This window comes from Shewanella sp. 125m-1 (assembly GCF_052977065.1).
Genome location: NZ_JBRILT010000020.1, coordinates 47,691 through 71,267, shown reverse-complemented (window position 1 = coordinate 71,267; position 23,577 = coordinate 47,691). Strand labels below are relative to the sequence as shown.

Here is a 23,577-nt window from a genome sequence, read left to right as displayed (position 1 = left end):
CTGTGCTAGGCAATGATCCAGATTAAAATATCGTGCTTGAATGTGTTGTACATCACTTTTTAGGTATGCCCATGTAAGTACTGACTATACTTTGAGCGGTAAAGTGGATGGATAATAGTAATTACTTTATACATGCGTGATAAATAAGCTTTTTTAATAGATCTTTTGTACGTTCGATATACGAAAGATCTAAAAACTCATCAGGTTGATGAGCTTGCTCAATACTACCGGGGCCGAGTACTAAGGTTTGGCAACCTAGCGTACTGATATACGGCGCTTCGGTGGCATAGTTAACCACTTCTGGCTGGCTTTCACTGAGTTGTGCTACCAACTGGGTCCAGCTGCCATCTTTTTTATCTGCAAACGCCTCTGAACCTGGGTATAAAGGCGCAACGCTGATACAGCCAGGATAATGATTGCACACTGGTTCAAGATAGTTGGCAACCATTAACTCTAAATCGGCTAGTGCGAGACTGGGGATGGGTCGAAGGTCAATATGTAGATCGCAGCAGCCACAGATCCTATTGGCCGCGTCCCCGCCATGGATATGTCCAAAATTCATGGTTGGATAGGGCACACTAAAGGCATCTTCTCGATAATTATCGGCTAAGTGCTGTTTTAGCTTGAGGAGTTGTCCTGTAACCAAGTGCATGACCTCGATAGCATTAAGTCCTTTTGCTGGATCTGAAGAGTGACCACTGCGACCAGTCACTCGTATACCTTGGGTAAAATGCCCTTTATGCATATACACCGGCTTTAGGCTGGTGGGCTCACCGATAATGGCATAATCAGGCGAAATTGATTTCGCTGCTGCAAATGCCTTCGCGCCGTTCATGGTCGTTTCTTCGTCGGCACTGGCTAAGATATGCAATGGACGCTTAAACTTATCCATTGGTAGCTCTTTTAGTGCCTCTAGCACTAAAGCAAAAAAGCCTTTCATGTCACAGGTCCCAAGGCCATACCAACGATTATCTTTTTCTACTAATGAAAATGGGTCCTGGCTCCAGCGCCCTTCATCAAAAGGGACGGTATCTGTATGCCCTGCCAGCAATAACCCTCCCTGGCCTTGACCAAACGATGCGACTAGATTGTATTTGTCACGAGTATCTGTCACAGGTACAGACTGGCACTGCATCCCTAAATCGCTAAACCAAGTATGCAATAGTTCTATGACAGCTTTATTGCTCATGTCGTGCTCAGCTTCGAGTGCACTAATAGAGGGTGTTGCAATCAGTTGGCTAAAACTACTTTTAATCTCTGGAAGTGCTTTCATTAAAAAATACCTAAATATATATTCAAATATATTGCATAATTAATTTTGCGTGTTAGTCTATCAAACAGCTAAGACAACTACCACACTTCGATGATCTGTTTAATGAGAGTATATATGTTCAATCTGGTTAAATTAATAGTAATTAAGGTTAATCATACCCACTTCCTGCGACGATAATCTTGTCATTAATGGTGTTCAGCCAGGGCTTAAGTTGTGCCCATTCTTTTTTCCGTTTTGTCATCTAAATTCAAGATTAAGGTTTTAAAGTCATAGACTATGAAAAATATAGCCATTATTGGCGCTAGTGGTTACACGGGCGCACAGATCACCTCTCTTATAAATGCCGAATCGACATTGTCAGTTCAAGGTCTTTATGTATCTGAAAACAGCCTCGACAAGGGCAAGCCTCTGTCTGAGCTTTATCCTGCTTACAGTCATATATCACTGAGCTTAAATCCGCTCACGGAGGGTGCTAAACAAACTATCGTTGCGACAGCTGATGCCGTCGTACTAGCGACTGACCATGCGGTAAGTTTGCACTTAGCTGCTTGGTTTTATCAGCAAGGGTTAGCGGTATTTGATTTAAGCGGTGCATATCGGTTTTCCGATATAGCACAATATCCTAAGTGGTATGGTTTTACTCATGAATATCCTGATGTACTTGCTAATGCTGTTTATGGTTTAGCCGAGTGGAATGCAGAGCAAATAGCCAGTAGTAAGATGATTGCTGTACCAGGTTGTTATCCAACAGCATCGCTAACAGCACTTAAACCTATTGCGCATTTGCTGACCGATGTTTTACCCGTAATCAATGCCGTTAGTGGTGTGACCGGGGCCGGCAGAAAAGCTCAACTGCATACCAGCTTTTGCGAGGTAAGCTTGACCCCTTATGGGGTACTTGGTCACAGGCACCAGCCAGAGATTGCCACTCAATTAGGGCAAGAGGTTATCTTTACTCCCCATCTTGGTAATTTTAAGCGCGGTATTCTTGCAACCATCACGGTGCAATTAGTTGCGGGCACTTCAGTTAGCGATATTGAAACAGCGTATCAATATTATGACTCTGCCGAGCTTGTCACGGTAAAACAAAATCAATTCCCTAAGGTGGATGATGTGGTGCAAACACCCAATTGTCATCTAGGTTGGAAGTTCGATGAACAGAATGGTTATTTGGTTATCGCTAGCGCTATTGATAACTTAATGAAAGGGGCCGCAAGTCAAGCGCTTCAGTGCATAAAGATTCATTTTGATGCGTCAGTAACAGCATAAGTTGGGAGGATGGAGATGAACATGACTAATTTTACAACGACGCAAGCTAAGCCCGTTATGGTGCTCAAGGTTGGTGGCGCATTGTTACAGTGTGAGATGGGAATGGAGCGGTTAATGCAAGCTGCAGCAAGCATAATCGCTAATGGCCAGCCTCTGATTATGGTGCATGGCGGTGGCTGTTTAGTTGATGAACAGCTAAAAGCGAATAGTTTTACATCGGAAAAGCTTGATGGTTTAAGAGTCACCCCGCAAGAGCATATTCCTATTGTAGTGGGGGCATTGGCGGGGACTTCAAACAAAATATTGCAAGCGGCAGCAATTAAAGCGGGTGTAACCAGTTTAGGTATGAGCCTTGCGGATGCTGGAATGATGACGGCAACAATTAAAGATCCGCAGTTAGGATTAGTCGGTGAGGTTGAGCCCAAAGATGCTAGTTATCTTGAATTTGTTTTATCAAAAGGTTGGATGCCAATTGTGAGTTCCATCGCAATTAGTGAAGAAGGCAAGATGCTAAATGTTAATGCCGATCAGGCGGCAACGGCCCTAGCTAAGTTGGTTTCAGGTTCATTGGTTTTACTATCAGATGTTTCAGGTGTGCTTGATGGTAAGGGCCAGTTAATTACGAGTTTGAATAGAGAGCAAGTCAATGAGCTGACCAAGATCGGTGTTATCGAGAAAGGAATGAGGGTCAAGGTGGAAGCTGCATTAGATGTTGCAGAGTCCATGGGGCAAACCGTACAGATTGCTTCTTGGCGTCATGCAAAGCAATTAATCGCGTTAAGCAAAGGCGAGACAGTTGGCACACAGATCCAGCCACAAATTCAGTAATAGGAGAGCCATCTTATGCAACATTTACTATCGATAAAAGATTTAAGCCAGCAGCAGTTACTCGACTTACTGGCTTTGGCGAAAAATATTAAGCGTAACCCTGCTGAATACAAACATGCTCTAGAAGGAAAAAGTGTGGTGATGCTATTTGAAAAACCATCGCTGAGAACTCGAGTGAGCTTTGATATCGGTATCAATAAATTGGGTGGTCATTGTTTATATTTAGATCAGCAAAATGGCGCGCTAGGTAAGCGTGAACCTGTATCAGATTTTGCGGCCAATATTTCTTGTTGGGCAGATGCCATTGTTGCCAGGACTTTCTTACACTCGACAATTGAAGAACTTGCTGAGCATGGCACAGTGCCGGTGGTTAACGCGTTATCTGATCTTTACCATCCTTGCCAAGGTCTAGCAGACTTTCTAACTTTGGCTGAACAATATGATGATGTAAGCAAGGTGAAGCTAGCTTATGTTGGTGACGGTAATAACGTGACTCATTCATTGATGTTTGGTGCTGCCATCTTAGGGGCTCAGTTAACCGTGATTTGTCCTCCAGGCCATTTTCCAGACGGAAAAGTTGTGTGTGAGGCGCAAGAGCTGGCTGCTAAGCATGGCGGCAAACTGACTTTGAGCTCAGACATTGCTGCGATCGAAGACCATAATGCGATCTACACCGACACTTGGATCTCTATGGGCGACTCAGCATCGATGGAGGAAATTGAGGCCAAGTTTAAGCCTTACCAAGTGAATGCACAGTTAATGCAAAAAGCAGGTGCTAAACACTTTATGCATTGTTTACCAGCGTACCGCGAAGTTGAAGTTACCGCTGAGGTTGTTGATGGCGAAGGCTCACTTATTTTGCACCAAGCCGAAAACAGAATGCATGCGCAAAACGCAGTGCTTGTAACGCTTTTAAGCTAATTAATTTCATAAAAACAACTATCAATCTGCATTAGCGGATCGACATAAAAAAACAGCTAGTAGGAAAATATGATGTCTAATGTAAATTCAGCAGTAAGTAAGCATGCAGGTGTTAAAAAAGTTGTTTTAGCGTATTCAGGCGGCCTAGATACTTCTGCAATCATTCCTTGGTTAAAAGAAACCTATAACGATTGCGAAATCGTCGCCTTCTGTGCCGATGTAGGTCAAGGCGATGCAGAGCTAGAAGGCTTGTATGAAAAAGCTATCGCTTCAGGTGCATCTGAGTGTTACATCGTTGACTTAAAAGAAGAGCTGGTGGCCGATTATATCTACCCGACTATCGCAACTGGGGCGATTTACGAAGGAACCTACCTTTTAGGTACGTCAATGGCGAGACCGATTATTGCAAAGGCGCAGGTTGAAATCGCACGTAAAGTGGGCGCAGATGCGGTATGCCATGGCTGTACGGGTAAAGGTAATGATCAGGTACGTTTCGAAGGTTGCTTTGCTGCATTAGCACCAGATTTAACCGTAATTGCGCCTTGGCGTGAGTGGGAAATGGTGAGCCGTGAAGACCTGCTTGATTACCTCGCAGAGCGTAATATTGCCACGTCAGCATCTGCCACTAAGATCTATAGCCGTGATGCTAATGCTTGGCATATTTCTCATGAAGGTGGTGAGTTAGAAGATCCGTGGAACGAGCCATCAAAAGGCGTATGGACCATGACAGTTGCACCAGAAGATGCGCCAAATCAACCTGAGTATGTGGCAATCGAGCTTGAGCAAGGTAAGGTAACCAAGATCAATGGTGAGGCTTTATCACCTTATAACGCACTGATGGTGTTGAATGAAGTTGCAGGTGCTCACGGTGTTGGCAGAATCGACATTACCGAGAACAGACTCGTTGGTATGAAGTCTCGTGGTTGCTACGAAACCCCTGGTGGCACAGTGATGTTTGCAGCACTGCGTGCGATCGAAGAGTTAGTGCTTGATAAAACGAGTCGTGAATGGCGCGAGCAGGTTGGCGCACAGATGGCGCACCTTGTTTATGACGGTCGTTGGTTTACCCCATTATGCGAGTCACTGCTTGGCGCATCCAAGCCACTAGCCGATTTAGTCAATGGTGAAGTGGTGGTTAAGCTTTATAAGGGGCAAGCCAGCGTTGTTAAAAAGCGTTCACCGAATAGTTTGTACTCAGAAGAGTTTGCGACATTTGGTGCCGATGATGTTTACAACCAAAAAGATGCCGAAGGCTTTATCCGTTTGTATTCGCTTTCAAGCCGGATTAGAGCATTGCATAGCCAAAAGTAGGTTATTCATCAGTTAAAGTTAGTGAGCGCTAACATTGTTGAGTTAGCGCTGTATAAACATAAAGATATATAGGTGGAGTCATCTCACCTGGCATTAGAGAGGAAGTCAAAATGGCATTATGGGGTGGCAGATTTAGCCAAGAGAGCAGCGCACTGTTTAAACTTTTTAACGACTCATTACCTGTGGACTTTCGCCTCATTGAGCAAGATATTGTCGGCTCGATTGCTTGGGCTGGCGCAATCACTCAGGTGGGTATTCTTACTGAGCTGGAGTGCGCAGAGTTGCAACAAGCATTGAATGAGCTGCTTGCGGAAACGATTGATAATCCTCAATTGATAATTACGTCTGGCGCTGAAGATATTCATAGTTTTGTCGAGCAATCACTGATCGCAAAGGTTGGAGATTTAGGTAAAAAATTACATACGGGTCGTTCTCGTAACGATCAGGTGGCCACAGATCTTAAGCTTTGGTGTAAGAAAGAGGGCGAGCATTTATTAATTTTACTGGCTAATTTAAGATCGGCGCTGATTGAACTTGCTGAGCGTGAGCTCGATGCGGTTATGCCTGGCTATACTCACCTTCAAAGAGCGCAGCCAGTGGTATTTGGACATTGGTGTCTTGCTTATGTCGAGATGTTTGAGCGTGATATTAGCCGATTGCAAGATGCATTAAAGCGCGCCGATACATGCCCGTTAGGAACCGGAGCATTAGCCGGTACCGCTTACCCTATGGATAGAGTTAAGCTCGCGCAATCACTGGGCTTTGCAACCCCAACGCTAAATAGCTTAGACACGGTATCGGACAGAGATCATGTGATTGAGATCTGCAGCGATGCCTCTATTAGCATGATGCACCTAAGCCGTATGGCTGAAGACTTAATTTTCTTTAATAGTGGCGAAGCTGGGTTTATCGATCTCGATGATGAGGTGACTTCAGGCTCTTCCCTCATGCCGCAGAAGAAAAACCCTGATGCGCTTGAGTTAATCAGAGGTAAAACCGGTCGCGTATACGGTAGTTTAATGGGTATTTTAACCACCATGAAGGCGCTGCCACTAGCGTACAACAAAGATATGCAGGAGGACAAAGAAGGTCTATTTGATGTGATGGATAGCTGGTCAATTTGTCTCGAAATGGCGGCATTAGTATTAAGTGGTTTAACAGTAAATCGTGATAAAACACTCAATGCTGCTAAGCAGGGTTATGCTAACTCGACGGAGCTTGCAGATTATCTTGTTGCCAAAGGTATGCCTTTTAGAGAGGCGCACCATGTAGTTGGTGAAGCGGTTGTCAGTGCGATTGCGAAACAAACGCCGTTAGAGGACTTAACCTTAGAAGAGCTGCAAGCATTTAGCGGTGTGATTGATGCAGATGTATATGATTGCCTCACTATTGAGTCTTGCTTAGCAAAACGTGAGGCCTTGGGCGGGACTTCTTTACCACAGGTAAAGAGTGCACTCGCCGCAAAGCAAACTAAATAGCGATTTAAAAAGCTAGCGAGTATAATAAATGCGGTCATTGTTAACACAATGACCGCATTTTTGTATCTGATAAGCTATCTGAGAACTTATCCGATACTCTGGCGAGTAATGACGGTTATTGGAACAAGTCCTCTTCAGACTTGTCGATAAAGATATCGCTATTATCTTCTTGATCCGTTACATACTCAGTTGGCTCAGTGCCGGCAATAAAGTACTCAAACTTACTGGTATAGTCAGTTTTTCGAGTCAGCTTACCTGTAGCTAAGTCAATTCTTGCTGAAACGATTCCTTCTGGAGGCGACATTGGCACTTCTGGTGTGCCTGTGAGTGCATCCTTCATAAACTCATTCCAGCCCGGACCTGCGGTTTTGGCGCCAGCTTCCGCTAGCGATATTTGATCTTTAGCACCGTTAGCATTCCAGCTTGTACGACCGAGCTCCTGGCTATGGTCATCGAACCCTACCCAAACTGTGGTAGCTAGCTTTGGATTGAATCCACTAAACCAAGTGTCGCGAGATTCGTTAGTTGTCCCCGTCTTGCCTGCAATATCTCGGCGCTTGACGACTCTTGCTGCACGCCATGCAGTACCGTTCCAGCCGGTACCTTTACTCCAATCACCACCGCCCCAAATTACACTCTTAAGTGCTTCAGTGACTAAGAAGGCCGTTTGCTCCGAAATAATTTGCGGTGCATATCGAGAGCCTGGACCGCCACATTGCGGCGCCTCATCGCTAGCAGACTGATGTTGTAGTGGTGCAGTGCTTGCTTGAAGCTCATTGGCCATCGCAGCGAATGGATCCACTGCAATCGCTTGCTCTGCAATTGGAGGCTTACAGGCTAAAGTCGGGTTGGCTTGCTCTACAATGTCACCATTAGCGGTTTCTACTCGCTCAATAAAGTATGGCTCAACTAAAAAGCCACCATTGGCAAATACTGAGAATGCTGTAACGACTTGCAGTGGCGTTACCGATGGTGAACCCAAGGCGATAGATTCGTTGCGTGGTAAATCGGCTGGATCAAAACCAAATTTTACTAATTCTGCAATCGTGGCATCAAGACCTGCATAACGCATGGCTCTAACTGACATAACGTTAATCGATTGCGCTAAACCAACGCGCAGGCGAGTTGGGCCACCATAAACATCGGGTGAGTTTTTAGGGCGCCAAGCCGTACCTTGTCTAGTATCAGGTTTATTAATTGGCGCGTTATTTATCAGGGTTGCAAGGGTGTAACCTTTTTCGAGTGCTGCACTGTAAATAAACGGCTTAATATTAGAACCTAACTGGCGCTTAGCCTGAGTCACACGGTTATATTGGCTTGTGTAGAAGCTAAAGCCACCCACTAAGGTACGAATTGCACCATCGTGTGGATCCAAAGATACGAGGGCACTTGCCACTAATGGAACTTGAGTTAATTGCCAGAAATTACCATTGTTGCGGATCCAAATTTGCTCACCCGGCTTTAAAACATCGGATGCCAATTTAGGTGCCTTACCTTGACGCTTGTTAGTGATGAACTTACGTGCCCATTTAATACCATCCCAAGGTAGCTCAATCGTTTCACCTTTAGCATTCATAGCAGTGGCAGTTTGTTCATTAACTGACAACACGGCGGCAGGGAACATACCTTGGAATGCACCAGTTTGTTTAAGCTTTGCGGTGATCTCTTCAGGCTCTAATGGAGTCGCAGTCCATAGTTCTTTGACTCGGCCGCGATAGCCGTGACGTTCATCATACGAGTAGACGTTATTACGCAGCGCTCTTTGAGCATCGAGCTGTAACTTAGAATCGACCGTGGTGTAGATATCATAACCACCAGTATATGCCTCTTCCTCACCATACTTTGCAACTAAGTAATCGCGAGCCATTTCAGAAATATAAGGGGCATATAGATCGATCACTGCACCGTGATATTTTGCGGTAATTGGACTATCTAGCGCGGCTTGGTATTCAGCGGTATTGATGAAGCCAACTTCATTCATTCGCATTAGTACGACATTACGACGTGCTTTAGCCCGTGATTTAGAGGTAATAGGGTTAAGAGTCGAAGGCGCTTTAGGTAAGCCTGCAATCACAGCCATTTCAGGTAAAGTCAGTTCGCTAACTTCTTTACCATAATAAACTTGAGCGGCGGCCCCTACGCCATAGGCACGTTGCCCCAAATAAATGCGGTTGACGTATAACTCGAGAATTTCATCTTTGGTGAGGAGCTGCTCGATATGGATCGAGATGAAGATTTCTTTTACTTTACGGATAATGGTTTTATCACGGGTCAAAAAGAAGTTACGTGCTACCTGCATGGTAATGGTACTTGCGCCTTGCTTTTTTTGACCTGTGGTCAGCATCACTGAAGCGGCACGTAAAATACCAATAGGATCGATACCTTTATGCTCGTAAAAACGGGCATCTTCGGTGGCGATAAACGCCTGTAATAGTGGTTTAGGTACTTCATCTAGTGTGAGTGGAATACGGCGTTTTTCACCAAACTGAGAGATCAGTTTTCCGTCACTACTATAAATACGAAGTGGTGTTTGCAGTTTTACGGTCTTTAGCGTTGTAACATCAGGCAGATCTGGCAACACGTAAAAGTAAGCTGCAACAATTGCAGCGATGCCAAGTAAACCTAGGCTAAAGAAAGCTATAAAAAGTCGTTTTAACCACTTCACCGCAATATTCCAAGAATTAAAATAAGAACAATAGTATATAAGCCGTGGCCGAAATGGTGAAGTCTTGTCTCCCGATTAGGTTGAGCTTTTTTCTTGGTGACTTATTTTACTGTGTATTTTTTTATAGAGATTTTGTCGAAAAGCTTATTACTTCAAAAATATTATTTAAATAATGATTAACAATTGACTCAGTTTTTATGACTGATGTTGGGTATTTTTCTAGTTTATATCGCTATCATAAAGAATAAAGTAGCAGTTATGTTGAAAATGTAACCTAAATCGGGTGAGCGCACACTATGGTTGCCTGTAAGTGAGTGTTTGGCGTCAAAAAAAATGCAATTGTAAATTGGCGAAACATTTTGTACAAATAGCTATAACGAGTTGATTTTGTGCTAATCTACTTTGGATACAATAACTATAAAAGTGACTATGGACTATGCTTTCTAATTTTTGGAAGCGTCAGGCTCCGCAGATGGTTGGGATAGATGTGGGATCCCATGAAGTCAAAGCGATTCTGCTGAGTAAGACTGCTGATGGGTATAAAATATTAAGTCATGCTGCCGTTCCTTTAAAAAAGGGAGCTGTTAATGATCATGAGATCCGTGATAGTGAAGCAGTAGTTGACGCGTTAAAGCAAATCAAACGCGTATTACCCAAGTCCACAAAATTTGCTGCTGTCGCTGTTTCTGGCTCGGCAGTTATGACCAAAGTTATTTATATGGATTCGGCATTAAGTGAAGAAGAGATGGAGGCTCAAATTGAAATTGAAGCCGACAACCTCATTCCATACTCGCTCGATGAAGTGAATATTGATTTTGAAACGCTAAGTACCAATCGTACCGATCCCACTAAAGTCGATGTGCTATTAAGCGCCTGTCGCAGCGAAAATATCGATAGCTTAAGTGATTCGCTCGATGCGGTAAATTTAGAAGCCAAAGTGGTTGATGTTGAAGGGTATGCGCTAGGGCGCTCTTTTGACATGATCGCAGGCCAACTACCGGATGATGTTAGCGACAAAGTGGTCGCGCTGGTGGATATCGGGGCCAACATCACGACATTCTCAGTTGTAGAGCATGGTGAAACAACATTTGTAAGAGAGCAAGCCTTCGGTGGTGAGCAGTTTACCCAGTCAATTTTATCTTTTTATGGCATGACCTATGAGCAGGCTGAAAAGGCTAAGCTGGAGGGTGATCTACCACGCAATTATGTATTTGAAGTTTTATCGCCATTCCAGACTCAGTTACTACAACAAATAAAAAGAACCTTACAAATTTACTGCACGTCCAGTGGTCGCGATAAAGTTGACCATATTGTTTTGTGTGGTGGAACATCGAAACTTGAAGGTATGGCTAATCTAATGGTTAACGAGCTAGGTATTCATACTATTATTGCCGATCCATTCCAAGGCCGCTTACATGCCGATGAGGCGATAAAGAGCCACCTCCAGCCTCAAATTAGTAAATATATGTTGGCTTGTGGATTAGCGCTAAGGAGCTATTCAGAATGGCGAACATAAATTTATTACCTTGGCGCGAAGAGGCAAGAGAGAAGCAGAAGCGTGATTACACAGGGATTTTAGCGCTCGTCTTCTTAGTTTCTGGTTTAGTGGTGTACCTGTCTTTAATGACGATCGATATGTTTATCGATGATCAAAAAAGCCGTAATGCCTACCTTCAATCTGAGATCCAACTTCTTGAGTCACAGATTGCCGAAATTACTAAAATTCGTACTCGTAAAAAAGATATTGAGCGACGCACTGAAATTATTCTAGGGCTGCAGCAATCGAGAAACTTGCCGACTCATGTTTTAGATGAGCTAGTGCGAGTGGTACCCCCTGGAATTTATCTTTCTAGCATCGAAAAGAAAGGCAGCATGCTGTGGATAGAAGGACGTAGCGAATCAAACAATAACGTTGCCAATATGATGAGAAAGATCGCGGCGTCAGTTTGGTTACAAGACCCTAATATGCAGTCGATTGTGGCGCAAAATGAAGAGCTAAGACAGCTACAGCGATTTACATTGAGGGTGACCATAATCAATGGCGATGAAATGAAAGGGGCTAGTAAATGAACCTCGACTTAAGTCAGTTTAACGATATTGATTTTGAAAACATCGGTGCTTGGCCGCAGCTAGTCAAAATTGTATTTGCAGCACTCTTAGCCGTGTGTGTTTTTATTGGTGGCTATTTTCTATTTGTTTCAGACGCGCTAGATACACTCAATGCTGAACAAGTTAAAGAGCAACAGTTAAAAACAGATTTTAAGTCAAAGTACCAATTGGCGGCGAATCTAAAGTTGTACCGTGAACAGCTGGCGATAATGGAAATACAGTTTGCTGAACTGCTGAAAATGTTGCCTTCAAAAAATGAAATGCCGGGCTTGTTGGACGACATAACATTTGTAGCGACAGATTCGGGGCTGAATATTAAGAGTCTAGATTGGGAGTCAGAAATCACCCGCGATTTTTATATCGAATTTCCGATTAAAATCATGGTTGGCGGTGACTATCATGAACTAGGTCATTTAGTGAGTGGAGTGGCAAAGTTGCCGCGTATTGTCAGTTTGCATGACTTTGTGATTAAGCGTAATGACTCTGGCGAACTGGGTATGGATATCCTGGCAAAGACTTACCGCTTTAAAGAGGGCGCAGAATTACCCGCTAAGGGTAAGAAGGGGGCTGCAAAATGAAAAAGCCGCTACCGCTTCTAATTGTGTCAGTGTTATTGGCAGGCTGTGTCGGAGATAAAAGCGATCTTGAGCTGTTTGTGACAACGACAAAAGCTCAACATGTTGCCCATATTCCGCCTTTGAAAGAAACGCCAAAATTTGAGCACTTTTCTTATCAAGCCGATTTAATGAGAAGTCCATACGTGCCGCCTTCAAGGGAATTAACTGAAGAAGTCATCGACACGACGAAGGACTGTTTACAACCGGATCTTAAGCGCCGTAAAGGGCGATTAGAAACCTACGCATTAGACAACTTAAGAATGCGAGGTACGTTAAGCGAGAAAGATGATATTTGGGCTCTACTTGAGACTACAGATGGCAGTGTTTACCGTTTAGGTGTAGGGCAATATTTAGGTCTTTATCATGGACAAATAGCTAAAGTAACACCACAAACTGTCGAAATAATAGAATTAATACCAGATGGATCTGGCTGCTGGACGGAACGCAACAGTAGTATGGAATTGACTGGAGAATAATAAGAGATGACTGAGGGAACAATGAGATCTTCAACCACGCCACAAGCCAGTTATAAGGTAATGCCTTTATTTAAGGCTATTATTGGTTTCGCATTAATCGTAGGTATGACTCAGCATTCGTATGCCGCTAACCGACTCATTGATGTTAAATATCACGCCGTAGTCGATCATCAGCTCGAGCTACAGTTAATTTTTGAGAATGATATTCAAGAACCCGATATCGATCTAAAGGCGTCTCCAGCTCAGATTATTTTAGGGTTTGAAGACAGTATTTCGGCACTAGAAAAGCAAACCTTACCAATTAAAACGGTAGGGGTTGAAACGGTTAGTACTGTGCCAAATGGTAATGATTTACAGGTTTTTATTGGTCTAGACAAGGTTAAACCTTATCAAGGTAAAGTCGTTGGCAATACCTATCGTTTAACCATTAATGACGAGGTGGCGAGCCAGAGTTCAAGTGGTAAAAGTCCGTTCGTTAATAACATCGAAAATATCGATTTTCGCCGGACTGCCGATGGTGGTGGTGAGTTATTAGTCAAGCTAAATAACAGCTCTGTGGCTGCAAACGTTGAGCAGGTTGGCGCCAAGCTAGAACTAAAACTTTATAATACAGAAATCCCGAGTGACTTTTTATACGTCATGGATGTGTATGATTTTGCTACCCCAGTTAAAAGCTTTGAAACCTTTAAAGAAGATCTAACTGCCCGTTTTCTTCTGGATATTGATGGTGACTATGAGTACAACTATCAGCAAGACGGTAGCTTATTTAAGTTAACGATGAAGAAAACAGAGCGCATGAATATTGTGAAGGAAGAGAAGAAATATGATGGACGCTCGCTGTCATTAAACTTCCAAAATATTTCAGTTAGAACCGTGCTACAGATTATTGCTGATTACAATAACTTCAATCTAGTGACCAGTGATACGGTTGAAGGGGATATCACCTTAAGATTGGATGATGTGCCTTGGGATCAGGCATTAGATCTTATCTTGCAAGCTAAAGGTTTGGATAAGCGAATCGAAGGCAATATCTTGATGATTGCCCCTAGTGAAGAGATCGCTATCCGTGAGAGCCAAGAGCTAAAAAATCGCCAGGAAGTAAAAGAGCTGGCTCCGCTATACTCCGAATACTTACAGATTAATTATGCGAAGGCTAAAGATATCGCGGCATTGTTAAAAGGTGATGATTCTAGTTTATTAACCTCTCGCGGCAGTGTTGCCGTTGATGAGCGTACTAACACCTTGTTAGTCAAAGATACTGAAGAGACATTGGAAAATATTCATCGCCTGATTGAGGTACTGGATATTCCAATTAAACAGGTATTGATTGAAGCTCGTATGGTAACGGTAAAAGACGATGTTTCTGAAGATCTCGGTGTTCGTTGGGGGGTCACAGATCAGCAAGGCGATAAAGGCACTTCAGGTAGTCTTGAAGGGGCGGGGGATATCGCAAACGGTGTGGTTCCAAGCTTAAGTGATCGCCTAAACGTTAACCTTCCTGCCGCTGTGGCTAATCCAACAAGTATTGCATTTCATGTGGCAAAGCTTGCAGATGGCACGGTATTGGATCTTGAGTTGAGCGCTTTAGAGCAAGAAAACAAGGGTGAAATTATCGCCAGTCCACGTATCACCACCTCGAACCAAAAAGCGGCATATATCGAGCAAGGTGTGGAGATCCCTTATGTTGAAGCAAGCTCTAGTGGTGCGACAACGGTAACCTTTAAAAAGGCTGTGCTATCATTACGTGTGACGCCGCAAATTACGCCTGATAATCGTGTTATTTTGGATCTTGAAATTACTCAAGATTCTCAAGGTAAAACGGTAGATACACCGACAGGACAAGCGGTTTCAATTGATACGCAACGCATTGGCACACAAGTGCTGGTGGACCACGGTGAGACGGTTGTATTAGGCGGGATTTACCAGCAACAGTTGATTAGCCGAGTGAGTAAAGTGCCGATATTGGGTGACATCCCTTATTTAGGCTTCATGTTCAGAAATAGCTCCGATAAAAATGAACGCCAAGAATTGCTAATTTTTGTTACGCCGAAGATCGTCTCAGAAGCGCTATAAATTATTTAGCCGTACAAAGCCAGTATAATTCGCTGGCTTTGCCGTTTTGGTCGATACATTTTCGATAGAAATGCATTCCCCGCTTGCCATAGATGGCACTTAGCTGAGATAATCAGCGGTCAAGTCTCAATAGAGCAAGGTAAGATTAAAGGTCAACTCCGTTTATTTGAGTTGACGTAGGCAAACTTAAATAAGATTCAGACGTATAAATCAAATGGCCGAAAAACGTAATATTTTCCTAGTAGGCCCTATGGGGGCTGGTAAAAGCACTATAGGCCGTCATCTGGCACAGATGCTGCACTTAGAGTTCCACGATTCAGATCAAGAAATTGAAAGCCGTACAGGTGCTGATATCGCTTGGGTTTTTGATGTTGAAGGTGAAGAGGGTTTCCGCAACCGTGAAACACAGGTTGTCGCTGATCTAACCGAAAAACAAGGTATTGTCTTAGCAACAGGCGGTGGTTCGATTCAAAGCAAAGAGATCCGTAATAATCTTTCTGCACGCGGCATCGTTGTCTACCTAGAAACAACTATTGATAAGCAAGTTGCTCGTACGCAAAGAGACAAGCGTCGTCCATTGCTTCAGGTTGATGACCCAAGAGAAGTGCTAGAGAACCTAGCCGAGGTGCGTAATCCTCTTTATGAAGAGATTGCTGACGTCATTGTTAAGACTGACGAGCAAAGCGCCAAAGTTGTTGCAAACCAAATTATTGAACAGTTAGGTTTTTAAGATATGACGAAACAAGTTCTGGTAGAGCTCGGAGAGCGCAGTTACCCAATTGAAATTGGCCAGAATTTGTTTAGTAGTTGCGAGCCTTTGGCTCGCTATCTTCAACATAAAAACATTCTAATCGTCACTAATGAAACGATAGCGCCTCTCTATCTTGAAAAGGTAGAAGCTATGCTGTCGGGTTTCGCGTGCGTGACTCCTGTCATTCTGCCCGATGGAGAGCAATATAAAACCCTCGAACAGATGAATTCGATATTCACTGCATTACTAGAGCAAAACTTAGGCCGTGATACGGTATTAGTTGCTTTAGGTGGTGGTGTAATTGGCGATATGACAGGCTTTGCCGCGGCGAGCTATCAACGTGGCGTGGATTTTATCCAAATTCCAACAACGCTGTTATCTCAAGTGGACTCGTCTGTTGGTGGTAAAACTGCAGTTAATCACCCATTAGGCAAAAATATGATAGGAGCCTTCTATCAGCCGAAATGTGTATTAATTGACACCAATTGTTTAAGCACGCTACCTAAACGTGAATTCGCAGCTGGCATGGCGGAAGTCATTAAGTATGGGGTGATTTGGGATGCTGAGTTTTTCCAATGGCTTGAAAACAACGTTGAAGCGTTGAAATCATTGGATACACAAGCGCTCGAGTATGCAATTAGCCGTTGCTGTGAAATTAAAGCCGAAGTCGTAGAAAAGGATGAAACCGAACAAGCTGTGCGTGCACTGCTGAATCTCGGGCACACCTTTGGTCACGCTATTGAAGCTGAAATGGGCTACGGTGTATGGTTGCATGGTGAGGCCGTTTCAGCTGGCACAGTCCTTGCTGCGATAACTTCAAATAAGCTTGGGTTGGTTGATGAGTCAATTGTTTGTCGAATAACGGCGTTATTAGCGGCATTTGATTTACCGATAACCGCACCCGAAACAATGGGTTTTGAACAATTCATTAAGCATATGCGCCGAGATAAGAAGGTGCTCAAAGGTCAGTTACGACTCATTTTACCTGAAGGCATAGGTCAAGCAGGGATCTACAGTGACGTTACCGATGAGCTACTGGAAGAGGTTATCAACTGCGCATAAATTATGTTGCAGGTGATCGGTGAACGCTAAACTCAATATAAAAAAACAAGTCTTCGATTATTCTTTGCTGGCTATGCCCTTTAGGAATAGTTGTGGATTTTTGTTGCCTAAAATTATTGCTAAGGCTTTATTGTCACAACTGAATTGGGGTCAACTTTAGATGTCGTTTTCAGGTGCTGCGCTACTACCAAGCCAAGATGCATTATTGCATCGTCTATTACATCTCAGTTTGTATGGCGAACAGTTGATGGTGTTAACCGGTGACGATGGTGCGGGTAAGACCACTTTGGCTACCGCACTGCTCAGTGAGTTAGAGCACCATAGCTCCGCATTAGTTATTTGTCCTAAACACTGCGATAGCGCTGAAATCAGGCGCAAAATATTGGTTCAGCTACTCAGCGATCCTGTATTTGATGATGAAACCCCTTTACCAGAATGCTTACTGAGTGTCATAGGCTCTCTGCCTACCAAGAGCTGTATCGTACTCGATGACGCCCATCTATTGCCGCTTGAGATCTGGGCAGAATGTATTGTACTTAGTCAACTATCCTTGTCTGGTAAGTCGATTAAAATTTTAATGACATCGCCTGCCGAGTTTTTTAATGATGTCACCAAACAGCTGCCAGCCCCCCTGTTGGAGCAAGTATTAGCCATACATATTGAGCCATTAGAGCAAGTTGAGCGCGAAGGCCTTTATTACACTTTATTAAGCCGTAGTGAACAGCAACCGTTTACTCCAAGGGATATAGTTAAAAACCGATTAGAGATGCAACTTGGCACACCTAAAGAAGTGGTTGGTTTACTTGAGCTTGCGCTTAATGGTGAGGAAGTTCAGTTACTGCAAAAGTCTAGATTAAAAACGATTATTATCGCTTCAACATTAGGCATTGTTGCCCTGCTAGCGAGTTGGTTGCTAATTGATAGTAATCAGAGCGCAGAAGATGTTGAGGCTAAAGAGGTTACGTTTGCGATTAATGCTGACGAACGGTTTGGCCCAGATAACACCTTTCTTATTGAATATGCCAAGCGCATCCTGCAGCATTACCGCCCAATACCTCATTTAGCCTTATCGGGTTTTGGCAATTTTGATGGTTCTAATGCAACTGAAGTCACTACATACGAAGCCAAGCAAATCTCGACGTTTGCAGCTGAGCAGCAAGAGCAAGTGAATGCAATACAGCCAGAGTTAAGTAACAAGCCAAATAAAGTACTGACCAAGGCTGTAAAGCATCGTGAAGAGGCGGCCCTAATAGCGGAAACTGTTGACTCGATTGCAAAGTTACCCAGTAGACCAATAGAGGGGTATACCCTGCAGCTGGCGAGTGTAAAAAAGATAGACTCTTTACGTAACACACTTTTAAGGCTTGAAGATATTCCTCAAGTTAAAGTGGCGCGCTATAAGAATCGGTGGGTAGTGCTACTCGGAGAGTTTTCTAGTCGAAAAAGTGCGCAAGAACAGTCGGCACTATTAATGGCTAAAACGGGAATTTCTGAGCCGTGGATCCGAGCTTGGCAAAATCTTAATGAATATGAGCTACAAGATGTACTTCCAACTCGTGAAATTCAATAATAAACAGAGTACAATCATCAGCTCTCTTTTTTTCACAGTGTTCAATCAATTTAAATGATTAAAAAACAAAGAGCCTTTTTAAAGTGGGCTGGCGGAAAATTTAAACTGATTGAAGCCTTATCAGAACATCTACCTGAAGGTGACCGCCTGGTCGAGCCTTTTGTCGGTGCTGGCTCAGTATTTCTCAATACCAATTATAGTCGTTACCTATTGTGCGATATTAATCATGATCTGATTAACTTGTACAAGATTGTGCAAAAAGAGCCTGAGAAATACATCAAAGCTGCTCAAGCGCTTTTTGTTCCTGAGATGAATGAAAAAGAGGCTTACTACAAAATACGTACAGCTTTTAATGCCACGCAAGATCCTTTTACGCGCTCAGTATATTTCCTCTATATGAACCGTCATGGTTTTAATGGTTTATGCCGTTATAACCGTAAGGGTGGCTTCAATGTGCCATTTGGTTCGTATAAGAAACCTTACTTCCCAGAAAAAGAGATCAGAGCTTTTTCTGAAAAGGCTCAAAAAGCCGAATTCCAGTGCATCGGTTATGAGCAAGCTATAGGTCTGACCCAAGCGGGTGATGTGGTGTATTGCGATCCGCCTTACGCACCTTTGTCATCGACAGCCAGCTTTACGACTTATGTTGGGAGCGGTTTTTCATTGGATGATCAGGCTTTGCTTGCGAGGCATGCACGCCATACAGCTATCGAGCGTGGTATTCCTGTACTGATTAGTAACCATGATATTCCGTTAACGCGTGAGTTATACCACGGTGCTCGTTTCGGTACGATTCAAGTTCAGCGTAATATTAGTCAGAAGGGCAGTGGCCGTAAAAAAGTCGATGAGCTGATGGCGCTGTATGATGATTCATACCATAACGAAAACGATTAAATTTCTAATCTCGTTAGGCTAGGGATTATGCTAATACCTGCCTAACGATAAACAGTAACGCAGCTACAAACATAATCGCTAATATTATGCCCATGATGATAAAGGGAACGGGTGAAGATGTCTGAAAGTCTCTTACGCGATTCTGCTCTGTTTGTACCCCAAAAAATGCCGCTAAAGTACTAGAGAATATGTGCCACAAGCGGCGCAGCATGTTGTTGATTACTTGCTGTTGAGTGGAGTGTTCTTACTGATAGGCGCGCTTTCATGGCCATATAACAGTTCAAACAGATCGATAAAGTGTAATTGATTGGTCTGGCTGTTACCGGTTAACCAGCTTTGCCAGCTTAAGTCGCTCATCTGTTCAGCGCAGCGATTACTCGGGTGGCTAGCAGGTAGACTAGGGTTGTACTGACTCGAGTCGCTATCGCATGCACAGGCTGTATTTGCTGCAATGTCGGTTCGATTTGAAGAGAGTGCGAAACTGGTTATCGCTGTAAAGCCAAGCGCAAGAATAGCAACAGATTTTAGCACTGCAGTATTCTGTATAAATCCTTTCATCACGCCTCCTTTTATTCACTTCCTTTGTAACTCGTCGAGATAGTATAACAAAGCAGGCTATATTTTAAACGTTTTTTACGTGTAAATCCTATTTCATTGTTTAGGTGAAATATTTTATCTCTGCAATTTAGCTGAAATGGGCGCTCAGGTGTGGAGGGCTATGGCTACAGCAGGTAGAATGGCGTACTTCTTAAACATTAAAGTGAGTTCGTTATGCGTCCATTTTTGATTGCTCCTTCTATTTTATCTGCCGATTTTGCTCGTCTAGGTGAAGATGTCGATGCCGTATTAAACGCGGGGGCTGATGTGGTTCATTTTGATGTCATGGATAATCATTATGTGCCAAATTTAACCATTGGTCCTATGGTGTGCCAGGCGCTACGTAACTATGGTGTGACTGCCGATATTGACGTGCACCTAATGGTGAAGCCTGTTGACCGTATCATCCCTGATTTTGCTGCTGCCGGAGCCTCAATTATAACTTTCCATCCAGAAGCCTCTGAGCATGTGGACCGTACCCTGCAGTTAATCAAAGAATCAGGCTGCAAAGCAGGTCTAGTATTTAACCCAGCTACACCACTGCACTACCTTGATCACGTAATGGATAAGTTAGATGTAATTTTGTTGATGTCTGTAAACCCGGGTTTTGGTGGCCAATCATTTATTCCGTCTACATTAGATAAGTTGCGTCAAGTGCGTAAGTTGATTGATGACAGTGGTTATGACATTCGTTTACAAGTCGATGGCGGCGTAAAGGTCGACAACATTGCTGAAATCGCAGCAGCGGGTGCAGACATGTTTGTTGCTGGTTCTGCCATTTTCAACAAGCCTGATTACAAAGCGGTAATTGATGAAATGCGCAGCGAATTAGCGACTGTTGAGGCGTAGCCAATGAGCACTTTTAGTCAAATTAAAGCCGTAGCATTTGACTTAGACGGAACGCTAATTGATAGCGTTCCAGATCTAGCCGCAGCGACTCGTGCGACGCTAGCTGAGCTGAATTTGCCACTGTGTAGCGATGATATGGTGCGCAGCTGGGTAGGTAATGGCGCCGAGATGTTGATGCGCAGAGCGCTCAGTTTTTCTCTTGATGCTCAAGTGAGTGAAGAAAAGCTGCAAAGCACTATGCCGCGCTTTATGCATTTTTATAAGTTAAACCTGCAGCAGCACAGTGTGCTTTACTCAAATGTTGAAACTGTTTTATTTCAGCTGCAACAAGCGGGCTATCAAATGGCAATTGTGACTAATAAGCCTTTTGAATTTACCATTCCATTATTGAAAGCATTCAATATTGATGGGTATTTTAGCATCGTGCTTGGTGGTGACTCACTGTCTAAGATGAAGCCGGATCCATTGCCATTAGAGCACATTTTGCATGAATGGCAGTTGCAAACAGAGCAATTATTGATGGTCGGCGACTCAAAGAACGATATATTAGCGGCAAAAGCGGCTAAGGTTGCCTCTGTGGGCTTGACCTACGGCTACAACTACGGTGAAGATATCGGGCTAAGCGGCCCCGACGCCGTATGTGAACAATTTAGTGAAATAACCGCGCTACTTAAACTGCGCGATAAAGCAACGGAGCAATAAACAAAATGACGAACCCTCTAACGAAACCCGTAGTTCTAAGCGGAGCGCAGCCATCAGGCGAGCTGACCATCGGCAACTATATGGGCGCGTTACGTCAGTGGGTTGCAATGCAAGATAGTCATGATTGCCTTTATTGCGTCGTTGACCTGCATGCGATTACTGTCAGACAAGATCCAGTTAAATTACGTGAAGCATGTCTTGATACGCTAGCACTGTATTTGGCTTGTGGTGTTGACCCTAAGAAGAGCACGGTATTTATTCAGTCTCAGGTTCCACAGCACACGCAGCTTGGCTGGGCACTAAATTGTTACACCCAGATGGGTGAGCTTAACCGCATGACGCAGTTTAAAGATAAATCACAAAAGCATGCTAATAACATTAACGTGGGCTTATTTGGTTACCCGGTGTTGATGGCGGCAGATATTTTGCTTTATCAAGCGAACGAAATTCCAGTAGGCCAAGATCAAAAGCAGCATTTAGAGTTAACGCGTGATATTGCCACACGCTTTAACAATGCTTATGGTGAAACATTTGTGATCCCAGAGCCATTCATCCCAGAGCATGGTGCTAAGGTGATGTCACTACAAGATCCGCTAAAGAAGATGTCTAAGTCTGATGATAACCGTAATAACGTTATTGGCTTACTTGAAGACCCAAAAGCTGTCATGAAGAAGATAAAGAAGGCGATGACAGATGGTCAAGAGCCACCAGTAGTCCGTTTTGATGTTGCTGAAAAGCCAGGTGTATCTAACTTAATCAGCTTAATGTCAGGCTGTACTGGTCAATCGATTGCGAGTATTGAAGCCGAGTTTGAAGGCAAAATGTATGGTCATTTAAAAGTGGCTACGGGTGAAGCCGTTGTCGGTATGCTTGAGCCGCTACAGCAGCGCTTTAAAGAATACCGCGCAGACCACGATTTCTTGGCTAAAGTGATGAAAGACGGTGCCGAAAAGGCACAGGCTCGCGCTGAAGTTACCATCAAGAATGTATACGAAAAGATTGGGCTTATCGTTTAATTTGGTATCTGGTCCTAAAATTGATTCAAAGCCAGCTATTATCGCTGGCTTTTTTATTGCTGCTTAAGTTTATTACTGAAGTTGTATTGCTTAAGCTTTCTTGCTTCAGTTTGATCGCGTTATTGGCGACTTAGCCAAGCAACAAATGCGGCAATAGCGGGCTCTTTGAGGCGGCGCTGTTTACAGCTGAAATAGAACTCAAATCCAGTCAAAATATCGGGTAAATCAAGCGCTACTAATACCCCTTTATCAATATCAGCTTGCACCATAAAGTCAGATGCCAGCGCAATTCCTTGGCCAGTTATAGCCGCTTCTATCGCTAACAACACATGACTAAAAATATGTTGCTGTTGTTCTGCGGGTGGCACTAAGTTGTTTACCACAAACCAGCGGTCCCAATCGAGCCCCAGTGCACCTTCATCAACCGTCAGCAATGGGTGCTTGGCTAATTCGTCCAGTGCTATGCTATCTAGCGCCAGTAAACTTGGGCTGATAACCGGAATTAAGCGCTCTTTATGCAGTAAGTGATGGTGGTAACCTAATTGACCGCTTTGGCCGGTGATAAACATATCTGCCACGCTGTCACTGAGTTCTGGGTCATCGGCTATCATGTCGAGACGGATTTTGATTTGAGGGTGTTGACGTCTAAAATCGCTGAGTCTTGGAATTAACCATTTGACCGCAAACGAACTGTACACAGCAAGGCGAAGTTGCTCGTTACTGTCACCGCTTATCTGCATACTTAAGTCACTTAACTCGTTGAAGATCCGTTCTAACTCTCGATATAGCAGTTCACCTTTGCTAGTGAGTTGCAGCTGCCGTCCCTCACGTTTAAATAAGCGTTCTCCGTAATGTTCTTCTAGCTGCTTTACCTGATGAGAGACTGCACTTTGCGTGATGCATAATTCGGCTGCAGCACGTGAGAAGTGAGACTGCCTAGCTGCGGCTTCAAAAACCTGCAAGGCTCTTAATGGCGGGAGTTTGCGCATAGTGACCTGCTCAATATATGAATTTAATAGGTGATCTTCATCATGATATTAATTTAATTCATGCATGGATAAAAAACATCATTTTAGTTTGGCTTTTGTGGGCGATATCATGCGCGCATATTCAGTT

22 protein-coding genes are annotated in these 23,577 nt (G+C 43.7%); 17 read left to right on the top strand and 5 right to left on the bottom strand.

Annotation, left to right across the window (positions count from 1 at the left end; genetic code table 11):
• Positions 1-121: 121 nt before the first annotated feature.
• Positions 122-1,273: an acetylornithine deacetylase gene (gene argE / locus ACVBIK_RS10985; protein WP_447161853.1), complete on the bottom strand. Its 1,152-nt coding sequence runs from the start codon at positions 1,271-1,273 to the stop codon at positions 122-124.
• A gap of 276 nt (positions 1,274-1,549) precedes the next feature.
• Between argE and argC the strand changes: the two genes are divergently transcribed.
• The 5 genes from argC (at position 1,550) to argH (ending at position 7,080) form a co-directional block, all read left to right on the top strand.
• Positions 1,550-2,542, top strand: a complete 993-nt coding sequence (gene argC, locus ACVBIK_RS10980; protein ID WP_447164048.1) for an N-acetyl-gamma-glutamyl-phosphate reductase — start codon at positions 1,550-1,552, stop codon at positions 2,540-2,542.
• Positions 2,543-2,563: 21 nt separating this feature from the next.
• Positions 2,564-3,370: an acetylglutamate kinase gene (gene argB / locus ACVBIK_RS10975; RefSeq protein ID WP_447169679.1), complete on the top strand. Its 807-nt coding sequence runs from the start codon at positions 2,564-2,566 to the stop codon at positions 3,368-3,370.
• 15 nt (positions 3,371-3,385) lie between these two features.
• Positions 3,386-4,291 (top strand): ornithine carbamoyltransferase, encoded by a 906-nt coding sequence (locus ACVBIK_RS10970; RefSeq protein WP_447161850.1) that lies wholly within the window; start codon positions 3,386-3,388, stop codon positions 4,289-4,291.
• A 72-nt stretch (positions 4,292-4,363) separates the two neighbouring features.
• On the top strand, positions 4,364-5,602 hold the full coding sequence (locus tag ACVBIK_RS10965) for an argininosuccinate synthase (protein ID WP_447161849.1): 1,239 nt from the start codon (positions 4,364-4,366) through the stop codon (positions 5,600-5,602).
• A 110-nt stretch (positions 5,603-5,712) separates the two neighbouring features.
• Positions 5,713-7,080, top strand: coding sequence for an argininosuccinate lyase (gene argH, locus ACVBIK_RS10960; protein ID WP_447169678.1), 1,368 nt, complete (start codon positions 5,713-5,715; stop codon positions 7,078-7,080).
• Positions 7,081-7,195: 115 nt separating this feature from the next.
• Here argH and ACVBIK_RS10955 read toward each other — a convergent pair whose 3' ends face one another.
• Positions 7,196-9,745 carry a penicillin-binding protein 1A gene (locus tag ACVBIK_RS10955; RefSeq protein ID WP_447169677.1) on the bottom strand — a complete coding sequence of 850 codons (2,550 nt, stop codon included), beginning with the start codon at positions 9,743-9,745 and terminating at the stop codon, positions 7,196-7,198.
• A 436-nt stretch (positions 9,746-10,181) separates the two neighbouring features.
• On the opposite strand from ACVBIK_RS10955, the gene ACVBIK_RS10950 reads away from it, so the two are divergent.
• The 9 genes from ACVBIK_RS10950 (at position 10,182) to ACVBIK_RS10910 (ending at position 19,297) form a co-directional block, all read left to right on the top strand.
• Positions 10,182-11,261 (top strand): pilus assembly protein PilM, encoded by a 1,080-nt coding sequence (locus ACVBIK_RS10950; protein ID WP_447169676.1) that lies wholly within the window; start codon positions 10,182-10,184, stop codon positions 11,259-11,261.
• Positions 11,249-11,815 (top strand): PilN domain-containing protein, encoded by a 567-nt coding sequence (locus tag ACVBIK_RS10945; RefSeq protein ID WP_447161845.1) that lies wholly within the window; start codon positions 11,249-11,251, stop codon positions 11,813-11,815. Before ACVBIK_RS10950 ends, ACVBIK_RS10945 begins: the two co-directional genes overlap by 13 nt.
• Positions 11,812-12,432 carry a type 4a pilus biogenesis protein PilO gene (locus ACVBIK_RS10940; protein ID WP_447161844.1) on the top strand — a complete coding sequence of 207 codons (621 nt, stop codon included), beginning with the start codon at positions 11,812-11,814 and terminating at the stop codon, positions 12,430-12,432. Before ACVBIK_RS10945 ends, ACVBIK_RS10940 begins: the two co-directional genes overlap by 4 nt.
• A complete protein-coding gene (locus ACVBIK_RS10935; RefSeq protein ID WP_447161843.1) occupies positions 12,429-12,947 on the top strand; it encodes a pilus assembly protein PilP in 519 nt (172 codons plus the stop codon). The genes ACVBIK_RS10940 and ACVBIK_RS10935 overlap by 4 nt, the downstream gene beginning before the upstream one ends.
• A 60-nt stretch (positions 12,948-13,007) precedes the next feature.
• The gene (locus tag ACVBIK_RS10930) at positions 13,008-15,020 is read left to right on the top strand and encodes a type IV pilus secretin PilQ (RefSeq protein WP_447164051.1); all 2,013 of its coding nucleotides are present in this window, start codon (positions 13,008-13,010) and stop codon (positions 15,018-15,020) included.
• Positions 15,021-15,234: 214 nt separating this feature from the next.
• Positions 15,235-15,750, top strand: a complete 516-nt coding sequence (aroK, locus tag ACVBIK_RS10925) for a shikimate kinase AroK (protein ID WP_012279139.1) — start codon at positions 15,235-15,237, stop codon at positions 15,748-15,750.
• A 3-nt stretch (positions 15,751-15,753) separates the two neighbouring features.
• Entirely contained in the window at positions 15,754-16,833 is a 1,080-nt protein-coding gene (gene aroB / locus ACVBIK_RS10920) for a 3-dehydroquinate synthase (protein ID WP_447161842.1), read from the top strand.
• A gap of 160 nt (positions 16,834-16,993) precedes the next feature.
• On the top strand, positions 16,994-18,403 hold the full coding sequence (locus ACVBIK_RS10915; RefSeq protein ID WP_447161841.1) for an AAA family ATPase: 1,410 nt from the start codon (positions 16,994-16,996) through the stop codon (positions 18,401-18,403).
• Between the two features lie 54 nt (positions 18,404-18,457).
• Positions 18,458-19,297: a Dam family site-specific DNA-(adenine-N6)-methyltransferase gene (locus ACVBIK_RS10910; protein ID WP_447161840.1), complete on the top strand. Its 840-nt coding sequence runs from the start codon at positions 18,458-18,460 to the stop codon at positions 19,295-19,297.
• 25 nt (positions 19,298-19,322) lie between these two features.
• Here ACVBIK_RS10910 and ACVBIK_RS10905 read toward each other — a convergent pair whose 3' ends face one another.
• A complete protein-coding gene (locus ACVBIK_RS10905) occupies positions 19,323-19,508 on the bottom strand; it encodes a DUF2970 domain-containing protein (RefSeq protein ID WP_447161839.1) in 186 nt (61 codons plus the stop codon).
• 8 nt (positions 19,509-19,516) lie between these two features.
• On the bottom strand, positions 19,517-19,855 hold the full coding sequence (locus ACVBIK_RS10900) for a hypothetical protein (protein WP_447161838.1): 339 nt from the start codon (positions 19,853-19,855) through the stop codon (positions 19,517-19,519).
• A 213-nt stretch (positions 19,856-20,068) separates the two neighbouring features.
• Between ACVBIK_RS10900 and rpe the strand changes: the two genes are divergently transcribed.
• Genes rpe through trpS form a run of 3 tightly spaced genes read left to right on the top strand, consistent with a single transcriptional unit; the run spans position 20,069 to position 22,461 of the window.
• Positions 20,069-20,743 (top strand): ribulose-phosphate 3-epimerase, encoded by a 675-nt coding sequence (gene rpe / locus ACVBIK_RS10895; RefSeq protein ID WP_220778473.1) that lies wholly within the window; start codon positions 20,069-20,071, stop codon positions 20,741-20,743.
• A 3-nt stretch (positions 20,744-20,746) separates the two neighbouring features.
• Entirely contained in the window at positions 20,747-21,445 is a 699-nt protein-coding gene (locus ACVBIK_RS10890) for a phosphoglycolate phosphatase (RefSeq protein WP_447161837.1), read from the top strand.
• A gap of 5 nt (positions 21,446-21,450) precedes the next feature.
• Complete coding sequence (gene trpS / locus ACVBIK_RS10885; protein ID WP_447161836.1) at positions 21,451-22,461, top strand: tryptophan--tRNA ligase; 1,011 nt, start codon at positions 21,451-21,453, stop codon at positions 22,459-22,461.
• Between the two features lie 119 nt (positions 22,462-22,580).
• On the opposite strand, the gene ACVBIK_RS10880 is transcribed toward trpS, so the two are convergent.
• Positions 22,581-23,450 (bottom strand): LysR substrate-binding domain-containing protein, encoded by an 870-nt coding sequence (locus ACVBIK_RS10880; protein WP_447161835.1) that lies wholly within the window; start codon positions 23,448-23,450, stop codon positions 22,581-22,583.
• Positions 23,451-23,577 lie beyond the last annotated feature (127 nt).

What these genes read in the sequence shown, in the direction of transcription:
- argE (WP_447161853.1), bottom strand. Translation starts at nt 1,273, where the DNA reads ATGAAAGCACTTCCAGAGATTAAAAGTAGTTTTAGCCAACTGATTGCA.
- argC (WP_447164048.1), top strand. Translation starts at nt 1,550, where the DNA reads ATGAAAAATATAGCCATTATTGGCGCTAGTGGTTACACGGGCGCACAG.
- argB (WP_447169679.1), top strand. Translation starts at nt 2,564, where the DNA reads ATGACTAATTTTACAACGACGCAAGCTAAGCCCGTTATGGTGCTCAAG.
- ACVBIK_RS10970 (WP_447161850.1), top strand. Translation starts at nt 3,386, where the DNA reads ATGCAACATTTACTATCGATAAAAGATTTAAGCCAGCAGCAGTTACTC.
- ACVBIK_RS10965 (WP_447161849.1), top strand. Translation starts at nt 4,364, where the DNA reads ATGTCTAATGTAAATTCAGCAGTAAGTAAGCATGCAGGTGTTAAAAAA.
- argH (WP_447169678.1), top strand. Translation starts at nt 5,713, where the DNA reads ATGGCATTATGGGGTGGCAGATTTAGCCAAGAGAGCAGCGCACTGTTT.
- ACVBIK_RS10950 (WP_447169676.1), top strand. Translation starts at nt 10,182, where the DNA reads ATGCTTTCTAATTTTTGGAAGCGTCAGGCTCCGCAGATGGTTGGGATA.
- ACVBIK_RS10945 (WP_447161845.1), top strand. Translation starts at nt 11,249, where the DNA reads ATGGCGAACATAAATTTATTACCTTGGCGCGAAGAGGCAAGAGAGAAG.
- ACVBIK_RS10940 (WP_447161844.1), top strand. Translation starts at nt 11,812, where the DNA reads ATGAACCTCGACTTAAGTCAGTTTAACGATATTGATTTTGAAAACATC.
- ACVBIK_RS10935 (WP_447161843.1), top strand. Translation starts at nt 12,429, where the DNA reads ATGAAAAAGCCGCTACCGCTTCTAATTGTGTCAGTGTTATTGGCAGGC.
- ACVBIK_RS10930 (WP_447164051.1), top strand. Translation starts at nt 13,008, where the DNA reads ATGCCTTTATTTAAGGCTATTATTGGTTTCGCATTAATCGTAGGTATG.
- aroK (WP_012279139.1), top strand. Translation starts at nt 15,235, where the DNA reads ATGGCCGAAAAACGTAATATTTTCCTAGTAGGCCCTATGGGGGCTGGT.
- aroB (WP_447161842.1), top strand. Translation starts at nt 15,754, where the DNA reads ATGACGAAACAAGTTCTGGTAGAGCTCGGAGAGCGCAGTTACCCAATT.
- ACVBIK_RS10915 (WP_447161841.1), top strand. Translation starts at nt 16,994, where the DNA reads ATGTCGTTTTCAGGTGCTGCGCTACTACCAAGCCAAGATGCATTATTG.
- ACVBIK_RS10910 (WP_447161840.1), top strand. Translation starts at nt 18,458, where the DNA reads ATGATTAAAAAACAAAGAGCCTTTTTAAAGTGGGCTGGCGGAAAATTT.
- ACVBIK_RS10905 (WP_447161839.1), bottom strand. Translation starts at nt 19,508, where the DNA reads ATGCTGCGCCGCTTGTGGCACATATTCTCTAGTACTTTAGCGGCATTT.
- ACVBIK_RS10900 (WP_447161838.1), bottom strand. Translation starts at nt 19,855, where the DNA reads ATGAAAGGATTTATACAGAATACTGCAGTGCTAAAATCTGTTGCTATT.
- rpe (WP_220778473.1), top strand. Translation starts at nt 20,069, where the DNA reads ATGCGTCCATTTTTGATTGCTCCTTCTATTTTATCTGCCGATTTTGCT.
- ACVBIK_RS10890 (WP_447161837.1), top strand. Translation starts at nt 20,747, where the DNA reads ATGAGCACTTTTAGTCAAATTAAAGCCGTAGCATTTGACTTAGACGGA.
- trpS (WP_447161836.1), top strand. Translation starts at nt 21,451, where the DNA reads ATGACGAACCCTCTAACGAAACCCGTAGTTCTAAGCGGAGCGCAGCCA.
- ACVBIK_RS10880 (WP_447161835.1), bottom strand. Translation starts at nt 23,450, where the DNA reads ATGCGCAAACTCCCGCCATTAAGAGCCTTGCAGGTTTTTGAAGCCGCA.